Source organism: Nioella sp. (assembly GCF_965215655.1).
Taxonomy (GTDB): domain Bacteria; phylum Pseudomonadota; class Alphaproteobacteria; order Rhodobacterales; family Rhodobacteraceae; genus Nioella.
Map to the genome: position 1 here is coordinate 177501 of NZ_OZ244111.1, position 18659 is coordinate 196159.

Sequence of the window (18659 nt, forward strand, 5' to 3'; positions counted from 1 at the left end):
GGCGCAGCGAAAGCGAGTCTTAATAGGGCGCATGAGTTAGATGGATCAGACCCGAAACCGAGTGATCTAGGCATGATCAGGATGAAGGTAAGGTAACACTTACTGGAGGTCCGAACCCACACCTGTTGAAAAAGGTCGGGATGAATTGTGCCTAGGGGTGAAAGGCCAATCAAACTCGGAGATAGCTGGTTCTCCGCGAAATCTATTTAGGTAGAGCGTCATCCGAATACCCCGGGGGGTAGAGCACTGGATGGGTAATGGGGCCCCACAGGCTTACTGATCCTAACCAAACTCCGAATACCCGGGAGTACTAGATGGCAGACACACGGCGGATGCTAACGTCCGTCGTGGAGAGGGAAACAACCCTGACCTCCAGCTAAGGCCCCTAATTCATGGCTAAGTGGGAAAGCAGGTGGGACGACCAAAACAACCAGGAGGTTGGCTTAGAAGCAGCCATCCTTTAAAGATAGCGTAACAGCTCACTGGTCTAAACAAGTTGTCCTGCGGCGAAGATGTAACGGGGCTCAAGCCATGAGCCGAAGCTGAGGATGCACATAGTGCATGGTAGCGGAGCGTAGTGTGAATAAACCCATTCCTCCTTAGCGTCTTCGGGCGCATTGGAGGACCGGGTTTTACTGTGAAGCCGGCGCGTGAGCGATCCGGTGGAGTGATCACTAGCGAGAATGATGACATGAGTAGCGACAAACAGGGTGAGAGACCCTGTCGCCGAAAGTCCAAGGGTTCCTGCTTAAAGCTAATCTGAGCAGGGTAAGCCGACCCCTAAGGCGAGGCCGAAAGGCGTAGTCGATGGGAACCAGGTTAATATTCCTGGGCCAGGAGGATGTGACGGATCTGAGCCGTTGTTCACACTTATCGGATTGTGTGGGCAGCCAACGGGTTCCTGGAAATAGCCCTCCATGAGATCGTACCCTAAACCGACACAGGTGGACTGGTAGAGAATACCAAGGCGCTTGAGAGAACGATGTTGAAGGAACTCGGCAAAATACCTCCGTAAGTTCGCGAGAAGGAGGCCCGGTTCCAAGGCAACTTGGAGCTGGGGGCACAAACCAGGGGGTGGCGACTGTTTACTAAAAACACAGGGCTCTGCGAAGTCGCAAGACGACGTATAGGGTCTGACGCCTGCCCGGTGCCTGAAGGTTAAAAGGAGGGGTGCAAGCTCCGAATTGAAGCCCAGGTAAACGGCGGCCGTAACTATAACGGTCCTAAGGTAGCGAAATTCCTTGTCGGGTAAGTTCCGACCTGCACGAATGGCGTAACGACTTCCCCGCTGTCTCCAACATCGACTCAGCGAAATTGAATTGCCTGTCAAGATGCAGGCTTCCCGCGGTTAGACGGAAAGACCCCGTGCACCTTTACTACAGCTTCGCACTGGCTTCAGGCACAGCATGTGCAGGATAGGTGGTAGGCTTCGAAGCAGGAACGCCAGTTCCTGTGGAGCCTCCCTTGAGATACCACCCTTGCTCTGCTTGAAGTCTAACCGCGGCCCGTTATCCGGGTCCGGGACCCTGCGTGGTGGGTAGTTTGACTGGGGCGGTCGCCTCCTAAAGCGTAACGGAGGCGCGCGAAGGTTGGCTCAGAGCGGTCGGAAATCGCTCGTTGAGTGCAATGGCAGAAGCCAGCCTGACTGCGAGACTGACAAGTCGAGCAGAGTCGAAAGACGGCCATAGTGATCCGGTGGTCCCGAGTGGAAGGGCCATCGCTCAACGGATAAAAGGTACGCCGGGGATAACAGGCTGATGGTGCCCAAGAGTCCATATCGACGGCACCGTTTGGCACCTCGATGTCGGCTCATCTCATCCTGGGGCTGGAGCAGGTCCCAAGGGTACGGCTGTTCGCCGTTTAAAGAGGTACGTGAGCTGGGTTTAGAACGTCGTGAGACAGTTCGGTCCCTATCTGCCGTGGGTGTAGGATACTTGAGAGGAGTTGCCCCTAGTACGAGAGGACCGGGGTGAACGATCCACTGGTGGACCTGTTGTGGCGCCAGCCGCAGTGCAGGGTAGCTATGATCGGAAAGGATAACCGCTGAAGGCATCTAAGCGGGAAGCCCCCCTCAAAACAAGGTATCCCTGAGGGCCGAGGTAGACCACCTCGTCGATAGGCCGGAGATGTAAGCGCAGCAATGCGTTCAGTTGACCGGTACTAATGGCCCGATAGGCTTGATTTGATCCAGTAGAAGCCAGACTTCATGGCCCTACAATCAATCAAAAGCAGAAACTACACCAACACAAACAGTCACTTGACCTGGATGAAGATGTTTGACCCTTTCCCCCGATCAAAAAGGGGAAAACAGGGTTTGCTTGTTCGGTTTGGTGGTCATAGCGCGAGTGAAACACCCGATCCCATCCCGAACTCGGCCGTTAAGCACCGTTGCGCCGATGGTACTGCGTCTCAAGACGTGGGAGAGTAGGTCACCGCCAAACCTAACAAGCAAACCCAAATCTCTCGAAAACGATACCACACTCAGCCCAGATCAAAACAATATCCGGGCAAGTGGCGCGGGGTGGAGCAGCCCGGTAGCTCGTCAGGCTCATAACCTGAAGGTCGTAGGTTCAAATCCTACCCCCGCAACCAAAATAAACACACAAAACAATCACGTTACGCCCCGCAATCGCAGGGCTTCTTGCGTTCGCACTACCGCGGTGGAAGCACTGTGGAAGAACGCGGAGCAAGAAAACCGCTGTGGCACTCCAGCCTCAGCCAACCCACGCCCGTCCCAATCCGAACAGCACTGGCAGGCCGCACCTTCCCTCGCTTCACAGGGAGCGTCCACCCGCGCACCGTGATCTGATGCACCGCATCGCGCTTGAACTCGTCGCTGTAATTGCTTGTCCCCATGTCGGCCTCCTTGCCTAAAAATTAGGGGGCAAAGCGTCTACAAATCTAGGGGCACCTCACCCGTCCTGTTCGACGCTGCACCGAAGGCCAACAGACAAAGCCCACGCCCGACGTTCGCAGGGAAGGAGGATTTGCGCCTGCGGTCTCCCGCAGGCGCATTGTCTCACTCGCTGCGAACGATTTCGCTGTAGGCACCGCGCAGCTGCAAAGTGACGGTCACGTCGGAATCGTCGCGGTTGCGCCAGAACCAGCCGTGTTCGCCGGGGAATGGCGCCTCGATGCTGCCTGCGCCCTCGGTCGCGCCGCGGCCGCGGTCGTAGTCCACCGACTGGCCGTCGCCATGGGCGTGCAGGTCGAAGTTGATGCGCCCGCCTTCAGCGACCCACGAATATTCGACGATATCGCCTGCGGCCATAACCATCTTGACCTCGGTGAACGCGTCCGGTGCCAGCGTGAAGGTCACCGTGTCGTTCCAGGCTTCCTGTGCATGGGCCGCGCCGACGAAGAGGCCGAAAATGTCTTCCATGAGGCTCGAGGACTGTTCGCCGTCACCATGGATCAGCTCATCCTCGGCCGCCTCGCGGGCGAGCTGCTGCTTGATCTCGCCCATCTCGGTGAGGCCGAGGACATTGCCGACGCCGGTCGGGTCGATCCCGTATTCGGCCGGCAGGTAGACGCCGACCCCGATGAAGGCCGCCCCGATCACGGCGGCGATGGTCGAGCGCCGGAGTTGCCGGGGCGTCGGCAGGAGGGCTGGATCGGGCTTCTCCGCGGTCAATTGCATCGTGTCACGCATTCTATCGATGAGTTGCATATCCGTTTCTCCTTATGCGGCCGTGAGGAAGCCGTTGATCTGGTAGACGGTGAGCCAGATGCCAAGGCCCACCATGATGACGTTGGCGACGACGGCCTGGCTCATGAAGCGTGCGGACCGACGCCAGTAGCCCATCACGACGAGGATCGCGAAGAGCGCGAGGATCTGGCCGACCTCGACACCAACGTTGAAGGCCAGCAAGTTCCATAGGAGGCCATCCTCGGAGATGTCGTATTCGATGATCTTCGAGGCGAGGCCGGTGCCGTGGAAAAGGCCGAAGATCAGCGTCGCGGCCTTGGTGTTGGGCTGGAAGCCGAACCATTTCTGGTAGGCGCCGAGGTTGTCGAGGGCCTTGTAGACGACCGAAAGGCCGATGATGGCGTCGATGATGTAGGCATTGATGCCCAATCCCCACCAGACGCCGGCCAGCATGGTCACCGAGTGGCCCACGGCGAAGATGCTGACATAGATGGCCACGTCCTTCATCCTGTAGAGGAAGAACACGACGCCCAGAAGGAACAGGATGTGGTCGTAGCCCGTCACCATGTGCTTGGCGCCGAGGTAGATGAAGGAGATGATGTGCACCCCCCAGATTTCCTGGATGTAGCCCGCGTCACCGGGGGTGACGTCATGGGCCAGCACCTGCGCCACGCTCGAGGCGTAGAGCGCAAGGGCTGTCAGAAGGATGGCCGTGACGCGTCGCGACGCGAGAGTGTGCAGGGCCGATGAGTTGGAACTCATGAAATGGTCTCCGTTCGTGCGAAAGAATGATCGGTGAGGCCGCGCGCTGGCGCGGTGCCGATCAGGCACGCGGAGGTCGTTCGATCCGGAATGTGTGGCGCCCACCGCCAGGCGAGGCCTGCAGCCGCCACGCATCCCGGTAGGCGGCAGTAGGATGGCTTCGGTCCCCGAGGACCAGGAGCGCCTGGCTGTGGTCGTGGTCGGCCGCATCATGGCTGTGGCCGTGCATCGCCCAGTAGAGGTCTTCCTCGAATCCATGCGAATGCCCGTGATCGGCGATCATCTCCAGATGATCCTGGATCGTCTCGAACACGGCCGGCGTGTGGGTCGCGCTCGGCACGACAGACCAGACGACCATCGACAGGCAGAGAAGCGCTGCAAACGTCTGTCTTCCGAATGTCGCTAGCGGTCTCATCGGTTTTGCCTGTCTGCCCGCTCGTTTGAGTGACCCCTTAAGAGGCCATCTTGTTCTATCCCCCCAGGGGGATAGCGTCTTTCTATGACAAAGCTCGATGTCCACGCAACCCATCCCGCCCTGATCGCCCGGCTGAAACGTGCCGACGGTCATCCGCGGGCCGTGATCGGCATGATCGAGGACGCCAAGCCTTGCCTCGACATCGCCCAGCAGCTGCAGGCGGTCGAGAAGGCCGTCGCAAACGCCAAGCGGGCCCTGATCCACGATCACATGGACCATTGCCTGGATGAAAACCATTCCCCCTCGGATCGCGATGAGCTGAAGGCCATCGCCCGCTACCTCTAAGATCATCGATGCTGGAAATCCTGGCCGACCGCACCTACCGCCGCCTGTTTCTGGCTCAGGCCGTGGCCCTGCTGGGCACCGGGCTCGCGACAGTGGCACTCGGGCTGCTGGCCTATGACCTCGCGGGCGATGGTGCGGCGATGGTGCTGGGCACGGTCTTCACCATCAAAATGGTGGCCTATGTCGGCATCGCTCCCATTGCGGGAGCCTTCGCCGACCACGTCAACCGCCGCGCGCTGCTGGTGGGTCTCGACTTGGTGCGGGCGGGGGCGGCACTCTTCCTGCCCTTCGTCACCGAGGTCTGGCAGGTCTACGTGCTGATCTTCCTGCTGCAATCGGCCTCGGCGGCCTTCACGCCGACCTTCCAGGTGACGATCCCGGACGTTCTGCCCGAGGAGGCGCGCTACACCCGCGCACTGTCGCTCTCGCGGCTGGCTTACGATCTGGAGAACATCGTCAGCCCGACGCTGGCCGCGCTTCTGCTCGCCGTGATGAGCTACAACTCTCTCTTTTTCGGCACCGTCGCGCTCTTCGCTGCCCAGTTCGCGCTGAGCCACGCCTGCTGTTTTGTCACCTATCCGCTGTCGGGCTGGCTCATGACGCAGTTCGGCCCCGTAACTGCCCTTGGGTGCCTCGCCGCACTGGCCGGTGCCGTGGCACTGACGGTGCTGTGCCTCTGGCGGAAGGAGGATCCCGAAATCCTCGAGCATACTCATGAGAACCTGCCGCTCGACCCTCCGCATCTCGAGGGCGCGCGCCGCCATGCGCATCCCGTCGTCGTGGACGACCAGCACCCCCGCTAGGCGTCTCAGTTCTGACTCCGGTGTCTTCGAGCGGTAGCGATGTCGGCGCGCTTCATACCTTCTTAAGGCTCAAGCGCATTCTCTGGGTCCAGCTCTTAGTCCCAGCCTGAAGGTCTCGTGCACTTATCGTATGGAGAAACCGGGTCAATTCCCTCGCGTCCAGAACCCCTAATGCTTCTCTGACACCGGGACTTAAACTGTTGCGCTGTGATCCGATGCTATTCCAGAAACTACGCCACAAGCTGCGGGACCACGCTCTTGACTAGTCGCAGAAATCGTGAGCTGCGAGCCCCCGCAACCAAAAAAATAATCACAAAAGCATCACGTTACCAAACGCCCAAGGGCGGCAGTGCGCGGTGCTGCGATCCCCGTGAGAAAGCGCGCGAATGCAGGTCGCGGCTTTTCGTGCAATCCAGAAAACGCCATCTGGAACAAGGTGTTGGTTGGAGGGTTTGCGTCCGTTCGGGGCGCGGACAGAAAGGATGGAACGCTCGAAGAATGCCTCTTCCATGATGCTCTTGCCAATGGCGCCTGCAATGGCTCAGTCCGTCGCCCGCCATCAGACCTCCTGCCAAGCCGGTCTCCATAGCAGATACCAGCTTGAATCACGCTCAGCAAACGATGTGAATCCCTTTTGCCAACACGGTCTGGACTTCTGCGCATCGCCGGACCTGCCAGCGGCCATGTCGTCGCCGCAGAGAAAGGCCTGATGCTTGACAGCACTTCCGCTTTCCCCGGACGGACTCATCCTATGGACTCCGTGACGGGGTTGCTAAAAGCGGCAATGCGGTGCAGCACCGTGAACCGGGGCTGGAGCTCAGCGACCTGTCGGCAAAACCATTCGGCGCGGGTCGGCAAGGAGGCGCGCGTAATGGGTCAGGAAACGTGCCGCGTCGGCGCCGTTGATGACCCTGTGATCGTAGCTGAGATCGAGAGGCACCATCTGAACGGGGGACCAGTCTCCGTTCTCCCAGACCGGCACGGTTTCGGTGCGGGTCAGGCCAAGGATCGCCACCTCTGGCGGGTTCACGATTGGCGTGAAGGCTGTGCCGCCGATGCCGCCGAGGTTGGAGATCGACATTGATCCGCCGCCCATCTGCTCGCCCGACAGTTTCCGTGCCTGCGCCCGGCCTGCAAGGTCGGTGATATCGGCTGCGATCTGCCACAGGCCCTTCTTATCGGCGTCCCGGATGACCGGCACCATCAGGCCATGGGGCGTGTCGACCGCAATGCCGATATGGACGTAGTCCTTCAGCACCAGCGTTTCGCCATCCGCTGTGAGTGAGGCGTTGAACCGCGGGAAGGCGCGCAGGGTCCGTGCCAGCGCCATCACGTGGAAGGCCAGCGCGGTGATCTTAACCCCGCGCGCCGCGCCTTCGGCTTTCAGCGTCTTGCGGAAGGCCTCGACCGCGCGCATGTCCGCCCGGTCGTGATGGGTGACCTGCGGGATCATGCTGTTGGCTGCCGAGAGGTTGGCCGAGGCGATCTGCGCGATGCGCGACATCGGCTCCTCTGTCACCGGGCCATAGGCCGCATGATCCACGTCCCAGTAGCGGCTGGCGTCGGGGGTGCTGGCGGCGGGCGCATTGCCGCCCCCGCTTAGATGCGCGTCCACGTCCTCGCGTCCAAGCGTCGTGCGGCCCGTGGCCTTGGCCACGGCTTCCAGATCGACGCCCTTGTTCGCGGCGTAGTGCTTGGTGCTTGGGCTTGCCTGAATGTCCATGATGCCCCCTTACCAGCTGGCCGAGATATACTGGGTTTCCATGAACTCCAGCATACCCTCGTGCCCGCCCTCACGGCCAAGGCCCGATTGTTTCACACCGCCGAACGGCGCGGCGGGGTCCGAGACGAGGCCACGGTTGAGGCCGACCATGCCGTAGTCCAGCCGCTCACAAACCTGGATCGCGCGCTTCATATCCTCGCTGAACACATAGGCCACCAGCCCGTATTCCGTGTCATTGGCGCGGCGGATCACGTCTTCCTGATCGGTGAAGGTCTGGATCGCGGCGACCGGGCCGAAGATCTCGTCCTGCACGCAGTCGGCGGTTTCCGGCACGTTGGACATCACCGTCGGCGGGTAGAAGAAGCCCTTGCCGTTCGGCACCACGCCACCGCATTCCAGTTTCGCGCCCTTGGCCAGCGCGTCCGATACGAACTCCGCCACCTTGTCGCGGGTGTCGGCATTGACCAGCGGCCCCACATCGACAGAGGGATCGGTGCCGTCGCCCACCTTCAGCGCTTCCATGCGCTCGGTCAGGCGGCGGGTGAATTCCTCGGCCACGGCCTCATGTACATAGATGCGGTTGGCGGCGGTGCAGGCCTCACCCAGATTGCGCATCTTGGCCAGCATTGTGCCCTCAATGGCGGTGTCCATATCTGCGTCGTCAAAGACGATGCAGGGCGCGTTGCCGCCCAGTTCCATCGCCGGTTTCAGCACCTGGTCGGCGGCCCCTTTAAGCAGCTTGCGGCCCACACCCGTCGACCCGGTGAAGCTGATCACCCGCACACGCGGATCGTGCATCAGGTGATCGACCAGCGCACCGGTGCGGCGCGAGGGCAGGACGTTCACGAGGCCCGCTGGCACGCCCGCCTCTTCCAGCAGCGGCATCAGCGCCAGCATGGTCAGGGGCGTTTCCGAGGCGGGCTTGATGATCACGCCACAACCGGCGGCAAGCGCGGGCGCGATTTTCCGGGTGCCCATGGCGGCGGGGTAGTTCCACGGCGTGACCAGCACTGCAAGGCCCGCAGGCTTGTGCTGCACGATGATCCGCGCGCCGGAGGCGGGGGCATGGGTGATCAGCCCGTCGGCGCGCACGGCCTCTTCCGCGAACCAGCGAAAGAACTCGGCGGCATAGGTGGCTTCGCCCTTCGCATCCACGCCCGCCTTGCCGTTTTCCAGCGTGATCAGATTGGCGAAATAATCGAGCCGCGCGGTCATCAGTTCCCACGCCTTGCGCAGCACCTCGGAGCGTTCGCGCGGGGTGCGCGCAGCCCAGTCCTTCATCGCGGCTTCGGCGCCATCGAGCGCGGCATCGGCATCGGCGATTTCAGCGGAAGCGACGGAGGCCAGAACCTCCTCGGTCGCGGGGTTCAGAACGTCGAAACGGGCCTTGTCGGCACCTTCGCGCCATTCGCCGTTGATATAGAGATCGGTGTGTTCCATGTCGGTCCTCGCGGGGGTCAGAGCAGATGGCGGAGCGGCTCGGCAAGCCGGCCGGCGAATCCGCCGATGAGGGAAAGCGCTTGCGGGGTAGAGAGCTGCCCGGGCGCACATTCGAGCGTGATGGTCAGGGTGTCGCCCATGTCGGTCAGGGTCAACACCGGGGTCGCTTCCGCCCCGAGATTGACCGAGGTGATGGGCGTCCCTGCAAGATCGCGGATGGTCAGGGCCGGTTCCGCATCCTCGGGCATCACGCGGGTCTGGCCATGGGTGTCGACGGCAATGGCCGCCAGCGGATCGCCAATGGACGCCGCGGCAAAGCGGGCCAGCAACGCGGCGCGGTCCACAGGTGCGCCGATGTCCTCAGTGGCCCATGCACAGAAATCCGCGAAAGCCTTGGCGGGAACCTCGGCTGTCAGGTGACGGCTGGCAGCGGCGGCTGTGGTCGGGGTGGGCTCGGCGGTCGCGTCGGGCAGGCTTCTCAGCACCTCCAGATCCGCGACATGGTAGGGCTGTGGATGCCCGACCGCGACCAGCCGTTGCAGGTCCAACCCTTCCTCCAGCGCGATCTTGCGGGCCTTGGGCGAGGCGAGGATTCGCCCCCCCGTGGCAACCGGCGCGGCAGCCTTTGCCACCGGTTCGGCGGCGGGTTTCGGGGCTGGCGCGGGTTTGGCCTGTTCGTTCACCGGGGCGGGGGTTGGTTGAGCGCCACCCGACCAGCTGCGGCTGACAGGGTTGGCCGGGGCCTCGGCAGAGATGATGGCGATGACTTCGCCCACGGGCGCTGCCTCGCCCGCTTCGGCCAGAAGCGCCGCGACAAAGCCGTCATGGCCTGCCTCCACCTCCATCGTGGCCTTGTCGGTTTCCACCTCGAACAGGATATCACCAGAGGCCACGGCGTCGCCGGGGGCCTTGTGCCACGCGACGATCACGCCTTCGTCCTGCGCCATGCCAAGAGCGGGCATGATGACGCCAGTGCCCTCGGACAGGTCGTCGCTGGCAGGGGCGTCGGCCGCCGGGGCAGGGGCCGCGGTGCCACTGCCCTCCGCCGTGTCCGAGATCAGCGCGATGACATTGCCCACCGGCACGTCGTCGCCATCGCCTGCGGTCACGTCTGTCAGGAACCCGTCCGCCGGAGATTCGACCTCCATCGTCGCCTTGTCGGTTTCCACCTCGAACAGCGCATCGCCCGCCTTGACCACGTCGCCAGCCTGTTTCAGCCAGCTCACGATCTTGCCGGTGTCCTGCGCCATCCCGAGGGCGGGCATGATCACCTCATGCGGCATGGATCATCTCCCCGGACATGAGCTTGCGGGCGTTCTCGACCACCGCCTCGGGCGTCGGCACGGTGATGTCCTCCAGCGCGGGGCTGAAGGGCACCGGCACATCCATCGCCCCCATGCGCAGCACCGGTGCATCAAGGTGATAGAAGGCCTTTTCGTTGATCCGGCCCGCGATTTCGCCAGTGATGCCAAAGCTCTGGTGGCCTTCATCCACGACGATCACGCGGCTGGTCTTCTTGGCCGACTCGATCAGGGTTTTCTCGTCCAGCGGCACGATGGTGCGCGGGTCGATCACCTCGGCGCTGATGCCTTCGGCGGCCAGAATCTCGGCGGCCTTTTCACAGACCTGCACCATGGAAGACGTACCGATCAGGGTGATGTCCGTGCCTTCGCGCTTGATGTTCGCCTCGCCGAAGGGGATCAGGTATTCCTTTTCGGGGACCGGGGCCTTGTCGTTATACATCAGCTTGTCTTCGAAGATCACGACCGGGTTGTTGTCGCGGATCGCGGTCTTCATCAGGCCCTTGGCCTCATAGGCCGAAGACGGCAGGGCCACTTTCAGGCCCGGAATATGGGCCACCAAAGCATGCAACGATTGCGAATGCTGCGCGGCGGACCGCCTTGTCGCGCCAAGGTTGGTGCGCAGAACCAGCGGCACGCTCAACTTGCCGCCTGACATATAGTGGGTCTTGGCGGCCTGATTGCAGAGCTGATCCATGATCAGGTAGATGAAATCGCCGAACATCAGATCCACCACGGGGCGGGACCCGGTCATGGCGGCGCCGACGGCCAGCCCCATGAAACCCGGCTCGGCGATCGGCGTGTCGACGACGCGCGCTGTGCCGAATTCCTCGACCAAGCCGGACAAAACCTTGAACGGCGTGCCCGCCTCGGCCACGTCCTCGCCGATGATGAAGACGGTGTCGTCGCGGCGCATTTCCTCGGCCAGCGCCTCGTTTACCGCCTGGGACAGGGTGATATTACGCATGTGTCTTTCTCCTCAGGCCGTATCGCGCGCAAGCGCGTGTTCAATGTCGGTGTAGACATGCATGTCCACCTCGGAGACGTCCGGGTATTTGGCGTTCAGCGCGTATTCAACGGCGTCCGCCGCGTCCCGCTTGATCTCTGCGGTCATCGCATCGAGATCCTCTTCGCTGGCGATGCCCTCCTCGACCAGCCAGGAGCGGAAGCGGATGATCGGATCGCGGTTTTCCTTCCAGTCCTTCTCTTCTTCCTTGGACCGGTAGTATTCGCGGTTGATGTCGCCCACATGGTGCCCGTGATAGCGATAGGTCATCAGTTCCATGAAGAACGGGCCTTCGCCCTTGCGGGCACGATCGACGAGCTTCTGGGTCAGGGCATTGACGGCGAGAACGTCCTGCCCGTCCACCTGATGCGCCTCGATGCCGAAGGCCTCGGCCCGTGCGGTGATGGAGCCGGCAGCGATCTCGTCGGTTCTGGTATACTCGGAATAGCCGTTGTTTTCACAGGCATAGATGACCGGAAGGTTCCATAGCGCGGCCATGTTCATGACCTCGTACATCAGCCCCTGCGCCGTGGCGCCGTCGCCAAAGAAACAGACGGTCACATCGTCTTTGCCGAGCAGTTTGGCAGAGAAGGCCGCGCCCGTGGCGATGCCCATGGAGCCGCCGACAATGGCATTGGCCCCGAGATTGCCGTTGGACTGGTCGGCGATATGCATCGAGCCGCCCTTGCCCCGGCAATAGCCCTCTTCCTTGCCCAGAAGTTCGCAGAACATCTCCTTGAACTCAGCGCCCTTGGCCACGCAATGGCCGTGGCCCCGGTGGGTCGAGGTGATCTTGTCGGTAACCTTCAGCGCTTCGCAGATGCCCACGGCGACGGCTTCCTCGCCAGAATACATGTGGGTAAGGCCCGGCATCTTGGCTGACAGGTAGAGTTGGTTGGCATTGTCCTCGAAGGTCCGGATACGCACCATCTGGCGGTACATCGTCAGGTAGTCTTCGGTATTTGTTTTCGATTTGGCCATAGCGGGCTTCCCCCTTGAACGGGCGCCGGGCGCACGGCCCGGCCTGCATCGTGGCAGGTGGCCGGGTTTTTCACCCGGCCACCCGTCTCAATAACGGTTGGCGATCGGCAGTTCTTCGGCCGGGAAGAGGCTGATCACCTCGCAACCGGTCTCGGTCACCACCACTTCTTCCTCGATCCGCGCCGCCGAATATCCGTCCGTCGCCGGGCAGTAGGTTTCCAGCGCGAAGACCATGCCGGTCTTGATCTCCATCGGGTGGTCCATGCTGACCGCGCGGGAGATGATCGGGCGTTCGTGCAGCGCGAGGCCAAGGCCATGGCCGAATTGCAGGCCGAAAGCGGCGTCTTCGTTGGGGAAGCCGAGGCTTTCCGCGGTCGGCCAGACTGCGGCCACCTTGTCGGTGGTCACGCCCGGTTTAATCATCGCGATGGAGGCGTCGATCCATTCCCGCGCCTTCACATAGGCGTCGTTCTGGGACGGTGTCGCGCGGCCGACGTTGAAGGTCCGGTAATAGCAGGTCCGATAGCCCTGATAGGACTGGAGAATATCAAAGAATGCCTGGTCGCCGGGGCGGATCAGACGGTCGGTGAAGTTATGCGGATGCGGGTTGCAGCGTTCGCCGGAAATGGCATTGATCGCCTCAACATCGTCCGAGCCCATTTCGTAGAGCAGCTTGTTGGACATGGCGACGATGTCATTCTCGCGCACGCCGGGTTTCAGCTCTTCATAGATCATGTGGTAGACGCCATCGACCATGGAGGCCGCCTGCGTCAGAAGCTGGATTTCATCCCAGTTCTTGATCTCGCGCGCCGCCAGCATGATCTGCTGACCATCAACCACGTGAATGCCTTCTTCCTGCAGGGCGTGGAACATGGCAGTTTCCGCATAGTCCACGCCCACGGGCATATCGGCCATGCCCGCATCCTTGATCAGCTGCGCGATCATCTTGGCATATTTCTTCATTAGGCCGAATTCCGGCGGGATCGTGCCGCGCATGCCGACGACGCCGGCCAGGCAGTGATCGGGCTCCAGCCAATCCGAATAGCGCTTGTGATGCACCGCCGCCGAACCGAAATCCCAGACATAGGGGCTGTCATCGCCGGTCAGCAGGCAGAAGCGGCACATCTTGTCCCGTTCCCATTCACCGATCTTGGTCGCGGATACGTAGCGGATGTTGTTCACATCGAACAGCAGCAGCGATCCGGCGGGGGAATTCTGCAAGCTCTGCCGCGTGCGGGCCAGACGGTAGCGGCGCAGGCGGTCATGGTCGACCCGCTTTTCGAAATCGACCGAGGTGTGACCCCAAGCCGGGATCTTGTCACGCCATTCCCAGTTGGTTTCAAGATCCTGCGGGGTGAGCAGGTTTGGCATGAGTGCATTGCCGGGGCGTTCTGACATCGGAAACTCCTTTCGGGTGCGGCCATGCGCACCCGGTTTGTTGCTGAAAGGTGTGGTGTTGCGGGCCTATTTCGTGACCCAGCCACCATCGATCGAGATCATCTGGCCGGTCATGTAGTCGCTGTCGTTGGACGCGAGGAACGATGCGGTGCCGGTGATGTCATCGGGATAGGAGACGCGCTTGATCACAAGGTTGTTCTCGACGATGTCGTCATAGGCCTGACCGGCGCGTTCCTTGAAGCCGATCTCGACCAGGTCCTTGTCGAGCTGTTCCCAAAGCGGCGTCACAACCACGCCCGGCGCATAGCCGTTCACGGTGATGTTGTGCTCGGCCAGACCAAGCGCGCCGCATTCGGTCAGCGCAAGGCAGCCATATTTGGAGGTGCAGTAGACGGTCACGTCCACCAGCGGCTTGCGCGAGGCGATACTGCCCACGTTGATGATCTTGTAAGGGTGATCTTCCATCGGGCCCTGGGCGATCATCTGGCGGGCGGCTTCCTGCATGCCCAGCCACATGGCCTTGGTGTTGACGGTCATGATCATGTCCCAGTTGTCTTCATCGATATCCATGAAGAACCGGGGCTTGTTGAGGCCCGCGTTGAACAGTGCCACGTTGATGCTGCCAAAGGCCTCGACACAGGCGGCCACGGCGGCTGCGTTGTCCTCGCGCTTTGTGACGTCCATCTTGACCGCAATCGCCTTGCCGTTGCCGGCCGCGTTGATCCTGTCGGCAACCTTCTGCGCTTCGTCGAGATCAAGGTCACCGAGGCACACATTGGCACCCTGTGCCGCGAAGGCCTCTGCGTTGCCTGCGCCCATGCCGCGCGCGGCGCCGGTGATCAGGATATTCTTGCCGTTGAGTCGATTGGGGTCCATTGGGGTTCCTCCTCTAATCCCTGTGTTGTCGCATGACCTGTTCGGCGCGGGACTGAACCCGTGCCAGGGTCTCGCGCGGGGCTGAGACACCCCGCAGCATGTCGTGAAGCTCCTCTCCGCAGATCGCGATCAACTGGTTGATCTGCGGGACCGGCGGGCGGGGCCAGAATTGCAGTTCGTCATGCCAGGACATGGCATCGACGGCCTCGAAGATGGGCGATAGCTGGCGTACGTCGGGATCCGCGCCGACCGAGTAGCGGGGCGCTGTGCGGCTGCCATGCTGGACATAAAGCTTCTGCGCCTCGGGCGAGGTGAAGGCGACAAGCGCCTTGGCCGCCTCTCGCTTCCTCTCATCCGGCAGGTTCGATGGAATGCACAGAACATAGCCGCCCACGGGCGCGATCGGGTGGCCGGACGGACCGGCGGGGTGCGGCAGGTAGCCGGTGTTGCCATTGGCGGGCGATTTCTCGTCCAGCTCGAAATAGGGGGCCAGCAGGGTATAGCCGTAGGCCATGGCGATCTTGCCCGCCGCATAGGGGCGGACGCGTTCGTACCACGACATCGACAGGATATCGGGCGGCGAGAATTCCAGCAGCGCCATCAGGTAGTCGGCCGCCTCCAGCGCACGCGGCGTGTCGATGCTTGGCACCAGGTCGTCGCGGTTTAGGCGACCCGCGTCGAAGCCCCCCGCGATTTCCGCAAGATTCAGGATCGGCTGGCCGAAATCGGCGCAGGTCATCATGAATGTATGGCCAAGCGCGGTGCCGCGCGCGGCGTTCCATGCGATGCCGTAGCGGCCCTTTCGCGGCTCGTGAAAGGTCTTGGCGGCCTCCAGAACGGCGCCTGTGGTCCGTGGCGGTTCGAGCCCGGCCTCGGCGAACCAGTCCTTGCGGTAGAACATCAGTTCGGGCGTGGTCTGGCTTGGTACGCCATAGGGCTGGCCCGCCCAATGCGCCGCTTGCCAGCCCGCGGTATGGAAGTCGCCCGGATCGAGCGACTCGATATCCAGTATGTCGGTTAGCGGTGTCAGCAGGCCCTTGGACACGAATTCACCGATCCAGGGCAGGTCCACGGCGATGATGTCATAGCGGCTGGCCGGACGTTCGCCGTTGCGCAATGCTTCTTCATGCAGCCGGTCGATGGAAAAGGCCCGTTGGCTGATCTTGGTGCCGACGACCTGCTCGAACTGGCGCTTGAGGCTTTCCATCACCATGAAGGTGGGATCGCCATGAACGAGGATGCGCAGGCCGCCGCTCAGCGAAAGCGGCTCTGGCAGAACCTTGGGCGGCTGGATCGAACGGCCAATCTGGTAAGAGCCGCCGAAATAATACTCCGCCTCGGACCGGGAGCTGCCACCTTCGCCAACATGCTTCTTCGCCATGCGCAGCAGCCGGTCCGCCAATTGCCCCCAGTTCTGCATGAGCAAGGCACTGGGATGGAGAGAAAAGCTCTTGCCGGTCTTGGTGCGCGGGCGGGTTTCGATCAGCCCGGCCTCTTGCAGTTCTGCCAGTTTGCGCCGCGCGGTGGCATAAGGCACGGCAGAGGCCGCGATCACCGAGGACGCAGTGCTTATCCGGCCCTCCAGGTGGTTCTTCACAAGGTGAAGCGCCATGTTGAGATGCGGATTGGGCGAAGCAACATCCAGCATGGACTCGATCTCGGAGGAAAAATCCTCTATCAGATCAATGACCTGCAACATATCCGACGAGACATAGGGCGGCTTGCCGGGGGTCACCGGACTGCCACCTAGCAAATATTCGTTTTGAATATTTTTCATGTCCCTGTCGTCTTCGGATATATGTGCTGCGGGTCTGCCCACGGGGGGATTCGGCTGTCGCATGTCTCGCCTCAGTTGCTTTTGACGGATTGGGAAGGCCGCAAGAACAGCACAGATATCCGTTTTGAACAACAAAATGTTCGAAATGAACAAATCCAATGCGGACCAGAAAGCCAAAAAACGCGACCAATGCGTCATTCGGCAGCCCGAGGGTGATTCCCTCTGGACGGGCGGCCGGGGACATCGAGATTTGAGTCATCTAAGGGAGGAACCAGGATGAACATTCGCACCAAGGCCATGATCGCGGGCACCACCGCGCTGGCGGGCATCGCTCTCGCAAGCGCAGCGTCTGCAGACGCACATGGTGGCACCTTCACCATCGGCATCACCCAGAACAACGTGGGCGTCGACAGCTATCAGACGACCTATGAAGAGGCGTTCATCGCCGCGGCAGAAGCAGATCCCAATGTCGAGGTCGTCGTGCTTGACGCGGGCGGCGACGTGTCCCGCCAGATCGCGCAGATGCAGGATCTCGTGCAGCAGGAAGTCGATGCAATCATCATCTGGCCCACCAACGGTCAGGCCGTGATCCCCGCCGTGCGCGAAGCGTACCAGGCCGGCATTCCGGTGATCGTCACCAACTCCAACATCGCGGAAGAAGGGTTCGACTTCGTCTCCTCCTTCTCCGGCCCCGACAACATCACCCAGGGTTCGCGTTCCGCGGAAATCATGTGTGACCGCTTCATCGAGCTCGGCATCGAGAACGAAGCGCGCGTCGTGCAGATCTCCGGTCAGCCCGGCTACACCACCGCCATCGAGCGGGCGCAGGGCTTCGAAGATCGCCTGCCCGAGGTTTGCCCGAACGTCACGCTGGTCGAAACCCAGCCCGGTAACTGGAACCGCGAAGACTCGCAGCGCGTGATGGAAGCGTTCCTCGTGCAGTATGACGACATCGACGGCGTCTACTCGGGCGATGACAACATGGGTGTTGGCGCCCTGAACGCAGCGATTGCCGCAGGCCGCGCCGAAGGCATCACCTTCGTCGGTGCCACCAACTTCGCCGTGGGCTACGACGCCATGGGCCGTGGCGAATACTGGGGCTCCATCTACCAGTCGCCGGTCGATGACGCAGAGGCCGCACTGGCCACCGCGATCGCCATCCTGAATGGCGAGGAAGTGCCCTTCCTGAACTACTTCGACACGCCGAAGATCACTCAGGAAAACATGGACGAGTTCGACCGTCCGGTCTTCTGATCCACTGACAGGCCGGGGCCGGACCGAACGTGTCCGGCCCCGTGCCGCCTTGACCGCCAAACAAGAACAACGACAGACCGGGGGAGGGCGTCATGGGACGAGTCTCGGGGCGTGCCTGCATCGTGACAGGCGCTGCGCAGGGCATTGGCCGCGCCATAGCAGAGGCGTTGCTGGACGAAGGCGCCGATGTGTGTTTTGCTGATATCAATGCAGACAAGGTCGCCACGGTCGCGGCCGCGAACGAAGACCGCGCCAAGACAGGCGGCGGTCGCGTCATTTCAGCGTCGGTAAACGTCACCGACCGGAAACAGGTCCGCAGCATGATTGCCAAAACGGTCGAGGCGTTTGGCAAGCTGGACGTCAAGTTCAACAATGCCGGCGTCAACAAGCCGATGAATTTTCTCGATGTGACCGAGGACAACTGGAAATTCATCATGGACATCAATGGGCTGGGATGCCTGATCGGCATGCAGGAGGCCGCGCAGCAGATGATTGCGCAGGGAACCGGCGGCAAGATCATCAATACCGCCTCGATTGCCAGCCGGCAGGGATTTGACAATGTGGCGCCTTATTGCGCCTCGAAGTGGGCCGTGGTGTCGCTGACGCAATCGGGCGCGCGGGATCTGGCCAAGCACAATATCACCGTCACCGGTTTCGCGCCGGGTGTGGTTGCCACCGAGATGTGGGATCAGGTCGATCAGGACCTGATGGAGATCGGAGCAGCCGAGCGTCCGGGGCAGGCGATGGAGGAATTTTCGGCCGATATCCTGAAGGGCCGCGTGGCAAGACCCGAGGATATCACCGGAACGACCACCTTCCTGGCTGCGAAGGACAGCGACTACATGACCGGCCAGATCGTGATGATCGACGGAGGAATGACGCTGGTCTGACTGCCCTTCAAATCGGGGCGGGCGGCCAGAGGATCAGGG

At 61.8% G+C, this 18659-nt stretch carries 15 protein-coding genes, 1 tRNA gene and 2 rRNA genes (1 of these 18 only partly in view); 7 read left to right on the forward strand and 11 right to left on the reverse strand.

What is annotated here, in order from left to right:
- From ACOOEX_RS00905 to ACOOEX_RS00915, 3 genes are all read left to right on the forward strand, one after another.
- Positions 1-2185, forward strand: a 23S ribosomal RNA gene (locus tag ACOOEX_RS00905) (it extends 643 nt beyond the left edge of the window).
- Between the two features lie 141 nt (positions 2186-2326).
- Positions 2327-2441, forward strand: a 5S ribosomal RNA gene (rrf, locus tag ACOOEX_RS00910).
- A 74-nt stretch (positions 2442-2515) separates the two neighbouring features.
- Positions 2516-2592, forward strand: a tRNA-Met gene (locus ACOOEX_RS00915).
- A gap of 427 nt (positions 2593-3019) precedes the next feature.
- Here ACOOEX_RS00915 and ACOOEX_RS00920 read toward each other — a convergent pair.
- The 3 genes from ACOOEX_RS00920 to ACOOEX_RS00930 form a co-directional block, all read right to left on the reverse strand.
- On the reverse strand, positions 3020-3670 hold the full coding sequence (locus ACOOEX_RS00920; protein WP_420396709.1) for a transmembrane anchor protein: 651 nt from the start codon (positions 3668-3670) through the stop codon (positions 3020-3022).
- A gap of 12 nt (positions 3671-3682) precedes the next feature.
- Entirely contained in the window at positions 3683-4411 is a 729-nt protein-coding gene (locus tag ACOOEX_RS00925; RefSeq protein WP_420396710.1) for a HupE/UreJ family protein, read from the reverse strand.
- Between the two features lie 61 nt (positions 4412-4472).
- Complete coding sequence (locus ACOOEX_RS00930; RefSeq protein ID WP_420396711.1) at positions 4473-4826, reverse strand: hypothetical protein; 354 nt, start codon at positions 4824-4826, stop codon at positions 4473-4475.
- 84 nt (positions 4827-4910) lie between these two features.
- Between ACOOEX_RS00930 and ACOOEX_RS00935 the strand changes: the two genes are divergently transcribed.
- Entirely contained in the window at positions 4911-5171 is a 261-nt protein-coding gene (locus tag ACOOEX_RS00935; RefSeq protein WP_420396712.1) for a metal-sensing transcriptional repressor, read from the forward strand.
- Between the two features lie 8 nt (positions 5172-5179).
- Complete coding sequence (locus ACOOEX_RS00940; protein WP_420396713.1) at positions 5180-5974, forward strand: MFS transporter; 795 nt, start codon at positions 5180-5182, stop codon at positions 5972-5974.
- A gap of 817 nt (positions 5975-6791) precedes the next feature.
- On the opposite strand, the gene ACOOEX_RS00945 is transcribed toward ACOOEX_RS00940, so the two are convergent.
- The 8 genes from ACOOEX_RS00945 to ACOOEX_RS00980 form a co-directional block, all read right to left on the reverse strand.
- Positions 6792-7697 carry a 2-oxo acid dehydrogenase subunit E2 gene (locus tag ACOOEX_RS00945; RefSeq protein WP_420396714.1) on the reverse strand — a complete coding sequence of 302 codons (906 nt, stop codon included), beginning with the start codon at positions 7695-7697 and terminating at the stop codon, positions 6792-6794.
- Between the two features lie 9 nt (positions 7698-7706).
- On the reverse strand, positions 7707-9137 hold the full coding sequence (locus ACOOEX_RS00950; RefSeq protein ID WP_420396715.1) for an NAD-dependent succinate-semialdehyde dehydrogenase: 1431 nt from the start codon (positions 9135-9137) through the stop codon (positions 7707-7709).
- A 17-nt stretch (positions 9138-9154) separates the two neighbouring features.
- Positions 9155-10420 (reverse strand): biotin/lipoyl-containing protein, encoded by a 1266-nt coding sequence (locus ACOOEX_RS00955; protein WP_420396716.1) that lies wholly within the window; start codon positions 10418-10420, stop codon positions 9155-9157.
- On the reverse strand, positions 10410-11405 hold the full coding sequence (locus ACOOEX_RS00960) for an alpha-ketoacid dehydrogenase subunit beta (RefSeq protein ID WP_420396717.1): 996 nt from the start codon (positions 11403-11405) through the stop codon (positions 10410-10412). The genes ACOOEX_RS00955 and ACOOEX_RS00960 overlap by 11 nt, the downstream gene beginning before the upstream one ends.
- A gap of 12 nt (positions 11406-11417) precedes the next feature.
- A complete protein-coding gene (locus tag ACOOEX_RS00965; RefSeq protein WP_420396718.1) occupies positions 11418-12425 on the reverse strand; it encodes a thiamine pyrophosphate-dependent dehydrogenase E1 component subunit alpha in 1008 nt (335 codons plus the stop codon).
- An 87-nt stretch (positions 12426-12512) separates the two neighbouring features.
- The gene (locus ACOOEX_RS00970) at positions 12513-13823 is read right to left on the reverse strand and encodes a M24 family metallopeptidase (RefSeq protein ID WP_420396719.1); all 1311 of its coding nucleotides are present in this window, start codon (positions 13821-13823) and stop codon (positions 12513-12515) included.
- 66 nt (positions 13824-13889) lie between these two features.
- On the reverse strand, positions 13890-14699 hold the full coding sequence (locus tag ACOOEX_RS00975; protein WP_420396720.1) for an SDR family NAD(P)-dependent oxidoreductase: 810 nt from the start codon (positions 14697-14699) through the stop codon (positions 13890-13892).
- 13 nt (positions 14700-14712) lie between these two features.
- A complete protein-coding gene (locus ACOOEX_RS00980; RefSeq protein ID WP_420396721.1) occupies positions 14713-16476 on the reverse strand; it encodes an ABC transporter substrate-binding protein in 1764 nt (587 codons plus the stop codon).
- 276 nt (positions 16477-16752) lie between these two features.
- On the opposite strand from ACOOEX_RS00980, the gene ACOOEX_RS00985 reads away from it, so the two are divergent.
- A complete protein-coding gene (locus tag ACOOEX_RS00985) occupies positions 16753-17730 on the forward strand; it encodes a sugar ABC transporter substrate-binding protein (RefSeq protein ID WP_420396722.1) in 978 nt (325 codons plus the stop codon).
- A 92-nt stretch (positions 17731-17822) separates the two neighbouring features.
- Entirely contained in the window at positions 17823-18620 is a 798-nt protein-coding gene (locus tag ACOOEX_RS00990; RefSeq protein WP_420396723.1) for an SDR family oxidoreductase, read from the forward strand.
- The last annotated feature ends 39 nt before the right edge of the window (positions 18621-18659 follow it).